Origin of the sequence: Rhizobium sp. T1470, from assembly GCF_042140505.1 — a bacterium.
GTDB classification, from domain to species: Bacteria; Pseudomonadota; Alphaproteobacteria; order Rhizobiales; family Rhizobiaceae; genus Rhizobium; species Rhizobium favelukesii.
This window is the reverse complement of the sequence record NZ_CP148091.1, coordinates 4,098,144-4,110,902: the sequence shown is the minus strand read 5'-3', so window position 1 is coordinate 4,110,902 and position 12,759 is coordinate 4,098,144. Positions and strand designations below refer to the sequence as shown.

Sequence of the window (12,759 nt, the reverse complement as noted above, 5' to 3'; positions counted from 1 at the left end):
GTTAGGGAAAGAGGGTAAGAAGATGGCTAAGGCAGCTACCCCCAAGAAGACTGCGGCAGGCTCTGCCGGCAAGGTCACGCAGGTTATCGGCGCCGTCGTGGACGTTGCTTTCGAAGGCGAACTGCCGGCGATTTTGAACGCGCTTGAGACGAGCAACGGCGGCAACCGCCTGGTTCTCGAAGTCGCACAGCACCTCGGCGAGAACGTAGTTCGCACGATCGCCATGGACTCGACCGAAGGTCTGGTTCGCGGTCAGTCAGTTTCTGACACCGGCGCTCCGATCGCCGTTCCGGTTGGTCCGGAAACGCTCGGCCGTATCATGAACGTCATCGGCGAGCCGGTTGACGAAGCAGGTCCGCTGGTGACCGCCTCGAAGCGCGCCATCCACCAGGACGCGCCTGCCTACGTCGATCAGTCCACGGAAGCACAGATCCTCGTCACCGGCATCAAGGTCGTCGACCTCCTCGCTCCTTACGCAAAGGGCGGCAAGATTGGCCTCTTCGGCGGTGCAGGCGTCGGCAAGACCGTTCTCATCATGGAACTGATCAACAACGTCGCCAAGGCGCACGGTGGTTACTCGGTTTTCGCTGGCGTGGGTGAACGCACCCGCGAAGGCAACGACCTTTACCACGAAATGATCGAATCCGGCGTCAACAAGCACGGCGGTGGCGAAGGCTCCAAGGCTGCGCTCGTTTACGGCCAGATGAACGAACCGCCGGGTGCGCGCGCTCGCGTCGCTCTGACCGGTCTGACGGTTGCTGAAAACTTCCGCGACCAGGGTCAGGACGTTCTGTTCTTCGTCGACAACATCTTCCGCTTCACGCAGGCAGGTTCCGAAGTGTCGGCACTGCTCGGCCGTATTCCTTCGGCCGTCGGCTATCAGCCGACGCTCGCCACGGACATGGGCCAGATGCAGGAACGCATCACGACCACGACGACCGGTTCGATCACCTCGGTTCAGGCGATTTACGTTCCGGCCGACGACTTGACCGACCCGGCTCCGGCAACCTCGTTCGCCCACCTGGACGCAACCACCGTTCTGTCGCGCTCGATCGCTGAAAAGGGTATCTACCCGGCCGTCGACCCGCTCGACTCCACGTCGCGCATGCTCGACCCGATCGTTGTCGGCGAAGAGCACTACGAAGTGGCTCGTAAGGTTCAGTCGACGCTGCAGCGCTACAAATCCCTGCAGGACATCATCGCCATCCTTGGCATGGACGAACTGTCCGAAGAGGACAAGCTGGCCGTTGCCCGCGCCCGTAAGATCGAGCGCTTCCTGTCGCAGCCGTTCTTCGTCGCGGAAGTCTTCACCGGTTCGCCGGGCAAGCTCGTCGCGCTCGAAGACACGATCAAGGGCTTCAAGGGCCTCGTCAACGGCGAATACGACCACCTGCCGGAAGCTGCCTTCTACATGGTCGGCTCGATCGACGAAGCCATCGAGAAGGCCAAGAAGCTGTCCGCAGCTGCCTGATGAGCGACGCTCTCAACGAGATCTTCTGCTGCGACGCCCTTCGGGAAGTCGCAGCAGAGCTTCCCGCTCCGGCAGCGCCGACGATCTATAGATCGGACGATGGCAAGCTGATGATGGTGGTGGGACTGATCCAGACCGAGGAAGGTCTTGGGTATCTCGATCAGGTGATAGCGCACTGCCCGTTCTGCGGGACCAATTTACAAGATACAGAAGCCGCCGAGAAGGTAAGTCACTAATGGCTGACAATTTCAATTTTGAACTCGTATCTCCCGAGCGCTTGCTCCTTTCGGAGATGGTGACAGAAGTTGTCATTCCGGCAACCGACGGCGAGATGACCGTTATGGCGAACCACGCCCCGACGATGACGACGATCAAGCCTGGCATCGTCAGCGTTCGTTCGGCCAACGGTTCGAAGCAGGATTACGTGGTTTTTGGCGGCTTCGCCGACATTCTGCCGACCGGATGCACGCTGTTGGCTGAGTCCGCGGTCATCGTTCAGGATCTCTCGAAGGACGAACTGACGCTTCGCATCGACGCGGCGAAGAGAGAAAGCGAAGACGCTGTGCATCATGAGCACAGGTCGCGTCTGGAACACTACATCATGGAACTGACGCACCTGCAGGGTGTGATCAACCCGGATTGATCCACGCTAAACTCTCGCATCCTGAAGCGGCCTTTTGGCCGCTTTTTTTATGTGTTCTCACGTTCTCGGTCGTTGCGAGAACGAATGGCAAGTGGACACCCGCGAAGCGCGCGACTAGATTACCTCAAGCAAACTTGAGGTCTGCGCCGTGGAAGAAGGCTTCACCAATCCCTTCAGGAAACTGCTCACGGTCGGCGACGTCGCCGAACGCAGCGGGCTTGCCGTCTCTGCGCTGCATTTCTACGAAGCGAAAGGCCTCATTTCCAGCATCCGCTCGCGTGGCAATCAGCGCCGCTTCGGCCGCGATGTGCTCCGGCGTCTCGGTATCATCAAGGTCGCGCAGCGTGTCGGGATTCCCTTGGCGGAGATCCAGGCTGCTTTCGATACGCTACCGCAGGGCCGCACGCCGACCGCTACGGATTGGCAGCGGCTGTCGGTACTGTGGAAGGAGGACCTCGATGCCCGCATCAATCGCCTCGTCGCCCTGCGCGACCGGTTGACGGATTGCATCGGCTGTGGTTGCCTCTCGGTTGAAAGCTGCCCGCTGCGCAATCCCTATGACCGGCTGGCAAAGGATGGGCCGGGTCCGCGTCTGCTGGAAACCGATGATTAGGCAACGTTCCCCTCGCTGCATCACAACAACGCAGGAGCCGCAAACGGCTCAATCACGCCGTGGAGGACTGGATGTTTCACCCCAAGCTGTTCGAAAACCGCAACGTGGTCGTGACTGGCGGGGGTAGGGGTATCGGCCTAGAGGTGGCGCGGCAATTTCTCGATTGTGGGGCGAGAGTGCTGGTGCATCTCGGCCGCGGCGCCGACCGCGATTTGCCTGATTTCCTGCTGACAGCCGAAGAGGACCGCCGGGCGGTTCTCGTTGCCGCCGACTTTTCAACGCCGGGCGGCACCAGCGGATTTGCTGAGAAGGCACTTGCAACATTCGACCGGATCCATGTGCTCATCAACAATGCCGGAACCATGGTCGGCGCTTTCCGGCAGGGGACCTGAGCGACGAGCAGTATCAAACGATTTTGCGGCTGAACCAGACCTCGGTCGTCGAGGTGACGCGCGCGCTTCTCCCGGCCCTGCGCGCATCGCAGGAGGCGGCGATTGTCAATACCGTCTCGATTTCTGCGCTGACCGGCGGCAGCCCCGGTTCGGCAATCTATTCGGCGTCGAAGGCATTTGTCGCAACCTATTCCAAAGCGCTGGCAAGGGAGCTCGCGCCCGACGGCATTCGCGTCAACTGCGTGTCGCCTGGAACGATCGAAACTGACTTCCACCAGCGGTACTCGTCGCCGGATAAGCTGGAGCAGACCCGCAAGACCATTCCCTTGCAGCGACTGGGCACCTCGGAGGACTGCGCACCTGCGTACCTCTTCCTTTCGGCACCTTCCCTCTCCGGCTACATCACCGGCCAGGTGCTCGAGATCAACGGCGGCCAGCTCATCTGCTGAGCGGGGGACTTTTTTGGCATTTTGACAGATCCAAACCGCTGGCTGCTGCGAATATGTTATGGTTTCGTTTCCTGCATATTGTTTTGCAACCAGAGATGCGAATGCACGTGCCTGCACCGAAATCAGGCATGACCGATCGGGATCTGCAGAAGCTTTCTGCGACAGCGCGGGACGTCAGCGACTTTCTCAAGGCACTCTCCCATCACACCCGATTGATCATTCTCTGCCTCCTCACGGAGGGAGAAAAGACGGTGGGCCAGCTGGAGGAAAGCCTTGGCATTCAGCAAGCGATGGTGTCGCAGCAGTTGGCGCGTCTCAGACTGGACGGGCCGGTCTCCGGTCGTCGCGAAGGACGTCTCATCTATTACAGCGTAGCTCATCCTCACACGACCTCGCTGCTGCATTTTCTGTTCGCGATGTTTCCGGGGACACAGGACAACTGACAATCGGCCTTGCGGACCGCTTTCTCTGGCGTGAAGATGGCGGCTTGCCGCAGTTCGGCAGAGAGGCCGAATGATCGATAAGTTGGAATATTTCATCGCGCTCGCCAATGAGAAGCATTTCGGCCGCGCTGCGGAGGAATGCGGTATCTCGCAGCCAACGCTGTCTGCTGCCATTCGCCAGCTCGAGGATCAGCTTGGCGTCATGCTGGTGCAGCGCGGCTCACGTTTCCAGGGGCTGACGCCCGAGGGTCAGCGCGTGCTCGAATGGGCGCGGCGCATTGTTGGCGACGCCCGCACGATGCGCGAAGAGATGCGGGCGGCTCGCAAGGGCCTGTCCGGACATATCAGGATCGCTGTGATCCCGACGGCGCTCGCCATGCTGCCGCGCATCACAACGCCATTTCAGGAGCGGCATCCGGATGTGACCTTTTCCATCGTCTCGCGCAATTCGCTGCAGGTGCTCAGCATGCTGGAGAATCTCGAGATCGATGCCGGGATCACCTACCTCGAAAACGAGCCGCTTGGACGCGTGACCAGCGTGCCACTCTATGCCGAGCACTACAACCTGATTACCGCTGCCGGCAGCCCTCTGTCGGATCGTGACAGCGTCACATGGAAGGAAGTGGGTAATCTTCGGCTTTGTCTATTGACGGCGGACATGCAGAACCGCCGGATCATCAATCATCATTTGGCCGAAGCCGGCGTGACGGCGCATCCGACGCTCGAATCGAATTCGATGATCGTGTTGTTCTCGCATGTTCGAACCGGACGCTGGGCCAGCATCATGCCACGTAATGTTGCGAAATCCTTCGGCTTTCCCGCCGAGATCCGAATGATCCCCATCATCGAGCCGAAAGCGCACCACCTTGTTGGTCTGGTCGCGACGCATCGTGAGCCCTTTACGCCGCTGGTTTCTGCCCTGCTGCATGAGGCCCGGATCCTCGCCGACGACCCGGAATCTTGATAGAAAACTTCTATCGTTTGACGGAACAGCATTATTGATCGCTTCGTCCATCCCTGAGAAGGTTCTATAATGAACGAACGCGAGCGGTTCTGTCGGCCATGGGGTTCTAAAGAAAGCCCGCCTGCCCGAGGCTGCGACGTGCAATTTGCAGGCCGTGGGAGGGCTGCTGATGAATATTCATGTCGCCAAAGGCGATATCGCGACGCGCACTTACGCGATCATCGATCATCTCAAACATCTCGAAGGCCCGTTGCTGCCGATCCTCCATGAGATTCAGGATGAATTCGGCTATGTGCCGCAGGAGGCCCTGCCTGTTATCGCCGGGGAGCTCAATCTTTCGCGCGCCGAAGTGCATGGCGTCGTCACCTTCTATCACGACTATCGCGATCATCCGGCCGGCCGGCACGTGCTGAAGGTCTGTCGCGCCGAGGCCTGTCAGTCGATGGGTGGCGATGCGCTGGCCGAGCGCGTCAAGGCGCTGCTCGGCGTGGATTGGCACGGTACCACGCCCGATGGGGCGATTACCCTCGAACCGGTCTTCTGTCTCGGGCTCTGTTCGTGCTCGCCATCCGCGATGATGGATGACGAGGTTCATGGCCGGCTGGATGCCGCGGATCTCGAGGCGCTGATTTCGGAGGCACGTCGATGACCGTCCGGATCTATGTCCCCCGTGATGCTGCCGCGCTGGCACTCGGTGCCGAGCGCGTTGCAAAGGCAATCTCCGAGCAGATTGCGGCTCGCGGTCTCGACGCCAAGATCGTGCGCAACGGCTCACGCGGCATGCACTGGCTGGAGCCGCTGATTGAGGTCGAAGTCGCCGGCAAGCGGATTGGCTACGGGCAGATCAAGGCGAAGGACGTCGCTTCGCTCTTCGATGCCGGATTGATATCGGGCGGCGACCACGCCCGCTGTCTTGGCGAAGTGGAGGAGCTGCCATTCCTCAAGCGTCAGACGCGCCTTACCTTCGCGCGCTGCGGCATCACCGATCCCCTTTCGCTGGATGACTATGAAGCCCATGGTGGCCTTGCCGGCCTGCGCCGGGCGATTTCGATGTTGCCCGCCGACATCGTCAAGCAGGTCACCGATTCCGGCTTGCGCGGGCGCGGCGGTGCGGGCTTCCCGACAGGCATCAAGTGGAAGACGGTTCTCGATGCTCCGGGCGAGCGTAAATTTATCGTCTGCAACGCCGACGAAGGCGACAGCGGCACTTTCGCGGACCGGATGATCATGGAAGGCGACCCCTTCGTGCTGATCGAAGGCATGGCAATCGCAGGGCTTGCAACCGGGGCGACCAAGGGCTTCGTCTACACCCGCTCGGAATATCCGCATGCGATTGCGGCGATGAGCCGGGCGATCGACATTGCCCGCAGCGCCGGAATTCTCGGCACCTCGGTTCTCGGCTCCGGCAAGGCCTTCGATATGGAGGTCCGCACCGGCGCCGGCGCCTATGTCTGCGGCGAGGAGACGGCGCTTCTGAACAGCCTCGAGGGCGGGCGCGGTATCGTGCGCGCCAAGCCGCCGCTGCCGGCGCACAAGGGCCTCTTCGACTGCCCGACCGTCATCAACAACGTCATTTCGCTCGCATCCGTGCCCGTGATCATGGACAAGGGATCGGCCTATTATCGCGATTTCGGCATGGGGCGGTCGCGCGGAACCATCCCGATCCAGATCGCCGGGAATGTGAAGCATGGCGGTCTCTTCGAGACGGCCTTCGGCATCTCGCTTGGCGCATTGGTCGATGACATCGCAGGCGGAACTGCATCCGGACGGCCGGTGAAGGCGGTCCAGGTCGGCGGTCCGCTCGGCGCATATTTCCCACGCTCCTTGTTCGACACGCCGTTCGACTATGAAGCCTTCGCGGCCAAGGATGGATTGATCGGTCACGCCGGCATCGTCGTCTTCGACGATACGGCCGACATGCTGAAACAGGCCCGGTTCGCGATGGAGTTCTGCGCCGTCGAAAGCTGCGGCAAGTGCACGCCCTGCCGCATCGGCTCGACGCGCGGTGTCGAGACGGCGGACAAGATCGCGCGTGGCATCGAGCCGGAGAAGAACCGTGTGCTGCTCGCCGATCTCTGCAACACCATGAAATTCGGGTCGCTCTGCGCGCTCGGGGGCTTTACGCCCTATCCCGTCATGAGCGCCATGACACACTTCCCCGAAGACTTCGTTCCCACACCTCTCATCGAAGCGGCGGAGTAAGACTATGCCTCTCGTCCACGAAACCGATTACGGCACGCCGGCCTCGACCTCCGAAACCATGGTGACGCTCACCATCGATGGCAATCAGGTGACGGTGCCCGAGGGGACCTCCATCATGCGCGCGTCGATGGATGCCGGCATCGAGATCCCGAAGCTCTGCGCCACCGACATGATGGAAGCCTTCGGCTCCTGCCGGCTCTGTCTGGTGGAAGTGCAGGGGCGCGCCGGCATGCCGGCGTCCTGCACGACGCCCGTTGCGCCTGATATGGTGGTCTCGACGCAAACCAACCGACTGAAGGATGTCCGCCGTGGGGTAATGGAGCTCTACATCTCCGATCACCCGCTCGACTGTCTGACCTGTGCGGCCAATGGCGATTGCGAGTTGCAGGACATGGCCGGCGCGGTCGGTCTTCGCGACGTGCGCTACGGCTATGATGGCGACAATCACGTCACTGCGCGCAACAACGGCGACCTCAATCTCAAGTGGGCGCCGAAGGACGAATCCAATCCCTATTTCACCTTCGATCCGGCGAAGTGCATCGTCTGCTCGCGCTGTGTGCGCGCCTGCGAGGAGGTGCAGGGCACCTTTGCGCTGACCATCGAAGGCCGGGGTTTCGATTCTCGTGTTTCGGCCGGCATGCATGAGGATTTCGTGTCGTCGGAATGCGTTTCTTGCGGCGCCTGCGTCCAGGCCTGCCCGACGGCGACGCTGACTGAGAAGTCGGTGATCGAGATCGGCCAGCCGGAGCATTCCGTTGTCACCACCTGCGCTTATTGTGGCGTCGGCTGCTCCTTCAAGGCCGAGATGCGCGGTGAAGAACTGGTGCGCATGGTGCCGTGGAAGGACGGGCAGGCAAACCGCGGTCACTCCTGCGTCAAAGGCCGCTTCGCCTATGGCTATTCCAGCCACAAGGATCGCATCCTCAATCCGATGATCCGCGACAAGATCACCGATCCATGGCGCGAGGTCACCTGGGACGAGGCCTTCGCGCATGTCGCCTCCGAGTTCCGCCGCATCCAGTTTCAGTATGGCCGCGATTCCGTCGGCGGCATCACCTCGTCGCGTTGCACGAATGAGGAAACCTATCTCGTGCAGAAACTGGTGCGCGCCGGCTTCCGCAACAACAACGTCGATACCTGCGCCCGCGTCTGCCATTCGCCGACCGGCTATGGTCTCGGCCAGGCCTTCGGCACCTCGGCGGGCACCCAGAACTTCGATAGCATCGAGCAGAGCGATGTCGTTGTCATCATCGGCGCCAATCCGACCGACGGGCATCCGGTCTTCGCCTCGCGCTTGAAAAAGCGGTTGCGGCAAGGCGCCAAGCTCATCGTCATCGATCCGCGCCGCACCGATATCGTGCGCTCGCCGCATGTCGAGGCGTCCTATCATCTGCCGCTGAAGCCCGGCACGAACGTCGCGATCCTGACGTCGCTTGCGCATGTGATCGTGACCGAGGGCTTGTTCAACGAGGCCTTCATCCGCGAGCGTTGCGACTGGTCCGAGTTCGAGGACTGGGCAAGCTTCGTTGCCGAGCCGCATCACAGCCCGGAAGCCTCGGAGAAGTTCACCGGCGTTCCGGCCGATCTGGTGCGTGGTGCGGCGCGTCTCTATGCGACAGGCGGCAATGGCGCGATCTACTACGGTCTCGGCGTCACCGAACATAGCCAGGGCTCGACGACGGTCATGGCGATCGCCAACCTTGCCATGGTCACCGGCAATATCGGGCGGCCCGGCGTCGGCGTGAACCCGCTGCGCGGCCAGAACAATGTGCAGGGTTCGTGCGACATGGGCTCGTTCCCGCATGAACTGCCCGGCTATCGCCACATCTCCGACGACGCGACACGCGACATCTTCGAGAAGCTCTGGGGCGTCAAGATCAGCAATGAGCCGGGTTTGCGCATTCCGAACATGCTGGATGCGGCGGTCGATGGCACCTTCAAGGGGCTCTACGTCCAGGGCGAGGATATCCTGCAGTCTGATCCAGACACCAAGCATGTTGCGGCGGGTCTTGCCGCGATGGAATGCGTCGTGGTCCACGATCTCTTCCTGAACGAGACGGCGAATTACGCGCATGTCTTCCTGCCCGGATCCAGCTTCCTCGAAAAGGACGGCACCTTCACCAATGCCGAGCGCCGCATCAACCGGGTGCGCAAGGTCATGAGTCCGAAGAACGGCTACGCCGACTGGGAGGTCACCCAGAAGATGGCGCAGGCCATGGGGCTTGCCTGGAACTACAACCATCCCTCCGAGATCATGGACGAAATCGCAGCGACGACGCCGAGCTTCGCGCTCGTCTCCTACGACTATCTCGACACGATGGGCTCCGTGCAGTGGCCCTGCAACGAGGCTCATCCGCAGGGTTCGCCGATCATGCATGTCGATGGCTTCGTGCGCGGCAAAGGCAAGTTCATCCGGACGGAATATGTCGCGACAGACGAGCGAACGGGACCGCGCTTCCCGCTGCTGCTGACGACCGGGCGCATTCTCAGCCAGTATAACGTGGGCGCTCAGACGCGCCGCACGGAAAACGTCGTCTGGCATTCGGAAGACCGGTTGGAGATCCATGCGCATGACGCCGAACAGCGCGGCATCCGCGACGGCGATTGGGTGAAGCTGATGAGCCGCTCGGGCGACACGGCGCTGCGTGCGCTGATCACCGACCGCGTCGCGCCTGGCGTCGTTTACACGACCTTCCATCACCCGGACACGCAGGCGAACGTCATCACCACCGATTTCTCCGACTGGGCGACGAACTGCCCGGAATACAAGGTGACAGCCGTGCAGGTTTCACCCTCCAACGGTCCGACCGACTGGCAGCGCGTCTACGACGAGCAGTCGCGCCAGAGCCGGCGAATCGTCGGCAAGCTGGAGCCCGCTGAGTGATGATCGATCGTCCGGCCCGCATTGCCGTGAAGCGCACCGCCCGCAGCGGCGGCGTCGTGACGTCCGGCGTGCGAATCGTTCCGGAGGAGGTGCCGATCGCCTTTTCCTATGGCGGCAGCACCCATGCGGTGATGATGGGAACGCCGGATGATCTCGAGGATTTCGCGGTCGGCTTCAGCCTGACGGAAGGGATCATTTCCGATGTCGGGCAGATCGCGGCAATCGAGATCGTCGATGGTGAGAAAGGCATCGATGTGCAGATCGCGCTCGTCGACGAGGTCGCCGCTGCGCTGACGGCACGCCGCCGCAGCATGGCAGGTCCGGTCGGATGCGGGCTCTGCGGGATCGAGTCGATCGAACAGGCCGTTCGCAAGGTTCCGGATGTGGCTGCGGTGTGGCTCAATGTGACCTGTCGCGACATCGTCGAGGCCGTTTTGCTGTTGAACGGAGCGCAGCCGCTGCATCGCGAGACGCGCGCCGTGCACGGAGCTGGTTTCTACCTGCCGGGCAAGGGGCTGGTTGGGGTGCGCGAGGATGTGGGCCGGCACAATGCGCTCGACAAGCTTTGTGGCGCGGTTATTGGTCAAGGGCAATCCGGAGCCGACGGCATTGTCGCTGTTACCAGCCGCCTGTCCGTCGAGATGGTGCAGAAGGCGGCAATCCTCGGCACTTCCGTCCTCGTTGCCATCTCCGCGCCGACCGCCCTTGCAATTCGCACGGCCGATGAGGCGGGAATGACCCTCGTCGCCTTGGTGCGTGGCGAGGATTTCGAGATTTTCACGCATCCGCAGCGCATTCAGCCGGGAACCATCTCCGATGTCGCATGATACGCAGTCCAAACTCGTCTACATGGCCAACCAGATCGCGACGTTCTTCAAGAGCCAGCCGGAGAACGAAGCTGCGGAAGGTGTGGCGACGCATATCAACAAGTTCTGGGAGCCGCGGATGCGGCGTCAGCTGTTCGAGATCATGGAGAGGGAAGGCCACGGTCTCAACCCACTCGTTGTCAGCGCAGCACCGCTGATCAAGCGGCCGGAGCCTGTAGCGAGCGTGCCTCACTAAGACTTCGGTGGCATGGGCGCTAGCGTCGCAGACATGTCTCGATAGCGACAAGAGTTTTTGGTGGGTCTCGGGGTCCGACTTCCGCTGCATTGCCGAAGTCTGTCGAACCGGGCAAATCGGTTGCATCCGGGGTCGGCCACCGATGGTCAACCGACATCCACGACGCTGCCTGGCCAGTCTGGAGCCGCCACGGATTTCCGACGATTATATCCATCAACAAAAAAGCCACCATAGAAGGGTAATGCAGTTCACTTAGTGAGCTGCGGGCAAGTTTGATGGTTCAGGATGGGGATTCGTTTTCCCATCCTGTTTTTGTTTGTGATGTCACGCACCCTTGGACATTCGGCCGAATTATCGGCTCTTTCGCAGGCGATCGACCCGGACTGGATCGCTCAGGCTCTCGCCACGACAGGCAAGGCGAGCATCCGCAAGCGCAAGCTGCCAGCCGAGCAGGTCGTCTGGCTGGTGATTGCGTTGGCCCTTTATCGTCATCAGTCGATCCCGGAGGTGGTGGCCCATCTTGATCTGGTTTTGCCCGATGAGGTCAACGCGGATATTGCCAAGAGCGCGTTGACACAGGCACGGCAGCGCTTGGGTCAGGCACCGTTGGCGCAGTTGTTTGCAATGAGTGCATCATGCTGGGATGAACGCCACCAATCCGGGCGTGCCTGGCGGGGTCTTTGTCGTTATGCCGTGGACGGCAGCACGCTGCGGACGTCCGACAGCCCGGAGAACCGGGCGCATTTTGGAGCGCAGGCCTACGCGTCTGGTGTTGTCGCAAGCTATCCGCAATTGCGGCTGCTGACGCTGACGGCGCTGGCGACGCATCTGGTGCGTGATGCGGTGTTCGGAGCCTATGGCACAAACGAGATGCTCTATGCCAAAAGCCTGCTCGACCGGGTTCCGGACCATTCGCTGACGGTCTTCGACAAGGGCTTCTTCAGTGCCAGCCTTCTCTTGCAATTGCAGACGAAGGGACATGAGCGTCACTGGCTGATTCCGGCCAAAGCCAACAGCACATGGGAACGACTGGATCCGCACCCCACCGATTATCGGGTGCGCATGAAGGTCTCGCCCCAGGCGCGGCAGGCAGAACCGGACTTGCCGGCCTTCTGGGAGGTCAGGGCCATCGAGACGACCACCAGCCATGGCAAAAAGCGCATATTGTTGACATCGCTGATGGACAGACAAACTTATCCGGCAAGCGAAATCGTCCATCAGTATGAAGAGCGATGGCGCATCGAGACAAGTTATCGCGAACTCAAGCAGGAGCTTCTCGGTAGCGAACTGACCCTGCGAAGCGGCACGCCGGAGACTGTCTATCAGGAGGTCTGGGGCGCGTTGCTGGCCTACAATCTGGTGCGGCTCGAAATGGCAGAGGTCGCGACCGAAGCCCAAGTCGAGCCAACCCGACTAAGCTTTATCACAGCCCTGCATTACCTGCGTCACGAATGGGGATGGATGGCGATCGAAGCACCCGGCAAAATCCCCGCCCACCTCACCAGATTGAGAAACAGATTGGCAGACTTGCTGCTGACAGAAAAACGGGGGCGATCATGCCCCCGTGTCGTCAAAAAACTGCCTGCCAGATACCCGATAAGAGCCGTAAGCAAACCTAAGTGAACTGCATTAACCA

Annotated in this window: 12 protein-coding genes and 1 pseudogene; all 13 read left to right on the top strand. The window is 61.2% G+C overall.

The annotated features are described in order from the left end of the window. Window positions 1–22: 22 nt before the first annotated feature. On the top strand, window positions 23–1,471 hold the full coding sequence (atpD, locus tag WGT02_RS20605; protein ID WP_024316838.1) for a F0F1 ATP synthase subunit beta: 1,449 nt from the start codon (window positions 23–25) through the stop codon (window positions 1,469–1,471). Then, on the top strand, window positions 1,471–1,707 hold the full coding sequence (locus WGT02_RS20600; protein ID WP_024316839.1) for a hypothetical protein: 237 nt from the start codon (window positions 1,471–1,473) through the stop codon (window positions 1,705–1,707). The genes atpD and WGT02_RS20600 overlap by 1 nt, the downstream gene beginning before the upstream one ends. After that, window positions 1,707–2,114, top strand: a complete 408-nt coding sequence (locus WGT02_RS20595; RefSeq protein WP_024316840.1) for a F0F1 ATP synthase subunit epsilon — start codon at window positions 1,707–1,709, stop codon at window positions 2,112–2,114. Before WGT02_RS20600 ends, WGT02_RS20595 begins: the two co-directional genes overlap by 1 nt. 148 nt (window positions 2,115–2,262) lie before the next feature. After that, complete coding sequence (gene soxR / locus WGT02_RS20590; RefSeq protein ID WP_024316841.1) at window positions 2,263–2,727, top strand: redox-sensitive transcriptional activator SoxR; 465 nt, start codon at window positions 2,263–2,265, stop codon at window positions 2,725–2,727. A gap of 71 nt (window positions 2,728–2,798) precedes the next feature. Further along, window positions 2,799–3,568, top strand: a pseudogene (locus WGT02_RS20585) (SDR family NAD(P)-dependent oxidoreductase). A gap of 101 nt (window positions 3,569–3,669) precedes the next feature. Beyond that, window positions 3,670–4,011 carry a metalloregulator ArsR/SmtB family transcription factor gene (locus tag WGT02_RS20580; protein ID WP_208249535.1) on the top strand — a complete coding sequence of 114 codons (342 nt, stop codon included), beginning with the start codon at window positions 3,670–3,672 and terminating at the stop codon, window positions 4,009–4,011. A 70-nt stretch (window positions 4,012–4,081) separates the two neighbouring features. Further along, entirely contained in the window at window positions 4,082–4,975 is an 894-nt protein-coding gene (locus tag WGT02_RS20575; protein WP_024316844.1) for a LysR family transcriptional regulator, read from the top strand. A gap of 169 nt (window positions 4,976–5,144) precedes the next feature. Further along, window positions 5,145–5,624 (top strand): formate dehydrogenase subunit gamma, encoded by a 480-nt coding sequence (locus WGT02_RS20570; RefSeq protein ID WP_024316845.1) that lies wholly within the window; start codon window positions 5,145–5,147, stop codon window positions 5,622–5,624. Further along, window positions 5,621–7,177 carry an NADH-quinone oxidoreductase subunit NuoF gene (locus WGT02_RS20565; protein WP_024316846.1) on the top strand — a complete coding sequence of 519 codons (1,557 nt, stop codon included), beginning with the start codon at window positions 5,621–5,623 and terminating at the stop codon, window positions 7,175–7,177. Before WGT02_RS20570 ends, WGT02_RS20565 begins: the two co-directional genes overlap by 4 nt. A 4-nt stretch (window positions 7,178–7,181) precedes the next feature. Further along, window positions 7,182–10,061, top strand: a complete 2,880-nt coding sequence (gene fdhF, locus WGT02_RS20560) for a formate dehydrogenase subunit alpha (protein ID WP_208249537.1) — start codon at window positions 7,182–7,184, stop codon at window positions 10,059–10,061. Then, entirely contained in the window at window positions 10,061–10,888 is an 828-nt protein-coding gene (fdhD, locus tag WGT02_RS20555; protein WP_208249539.1) for a formate dehydrogenase accessory sulfurtransferase FdhD, read from the top strand. Before fdhF ends, fdhD begins: the two co-directional genes overlap by 1 nt. Continuing rightward, a complete protein-coding gene (locus WGT02_RS20550; protein WP_024316849.1) occupies window positions 10,878–11,123 on the top strand; it encodes a formate dehydrogenase subunit delta in 246 nt (81 codons plus the stop codon). The genes fdhD and WGT02_RS20550 overlap by 11 nt, the downstream gene beginning before the upstream one ends. A 285-nt stretch (window positions 11,124–11,408) precedes the next feature. Then, on the top strand, window positions 11,409–12,746 hold the full coding sequence (locus WGT02_RS20545; RefSeq protein WP_197901934.1) for an IS4 family transposase: 1,338 nt from the start codon (window positions 11,409–11,411) through the stop codon (window positions 12,744–12,746). Window positions 12,747–12,759 lie beyond the last annotated feature (13 nt).

What these genes read in the sequence shown, in the direction of transcription:
- WGT02_RS20600 (WP_024316839.1), top strand. Translation starts at nt 1,471, where the DNA reads ATGAGCGACGCTCTCAACGAGATCTTCTGCTGCGACGCCCTTCGGGAA.
- WGT02_RS20545 (WP_197901934.1), top strand. Translation starts at nt 11,409, where the DNA reads ATGGGGATTCGTTTTCCCATCCTGTTTTTGTTTGTGATGTCACGCACC.
- WGT02_RS20570 (WP_024316845.1), top strand. Translation starts at nt 5,145, where the DNA reads ATGAATATTCATGTCGCCAAAGGCGATATCGCGACGCGCACTTACGCG.
- WGT02_RS20550 (WP_024316849.1), top strand. Translation starts at nt 10,878, where the DNA reads ATGTCGCATGATACGCAGTCCAAACTCGTCTACATGGCCAACCAGATC.
- WGT02_RS20580 (WP_208249535.1), top strand. Translation starts at nt 3,670, where the DNA reads ATGCACGTGCCTGCACCGAAATCAGGCATGACCGATCGGGATCTGCAG.
- atpD (WP_024316838.1), top strand. Translation starts at nt 23, where the DNA reads ATGGCTAAGGCAGCTACCCCCAAGAAGACTGCGGCAGGCTCTGCCGGC.
- fdhD (WP_208249539.1), top strand. Translation starts at nt 10,061, where the DNA reads ATGATCGATCGTCCGGCCCGCATTGCCGTGAAGCGCACCGCCCGCAGC.
- WGT02_RS20595 (WP_024316840.1), top strand. Translation starts at nt 1,707, where the DNA reads ATGGCTGACAATTTCAATTTTGAACTCGTATCTCCCGAGCGCTTGCTC.
- WGT02_RS20575 (WP_024316844.1), top strand. Translation starts at nt 4,082, where the DNA reads ATGATCGATAAGTTGGAATATTTCATCGCGCTCGCCAATGAGAAGCAT.
- fdhF (WP_208249537.1), top strand. Translation starts at nt 7,182, where the DNA reads ATGCCTCTCGTCCACGAAACCGATTACGGCACGCCGGCCTCGACCTCC.
- WGT02_RS20565 (WP_024316846.1), top strand. Translation starts at nt 5,621, where the DNA reads ATGACCGTCCGGATCTATGTCCCCCGTGATGCTGCCGCGCTGGCACTC.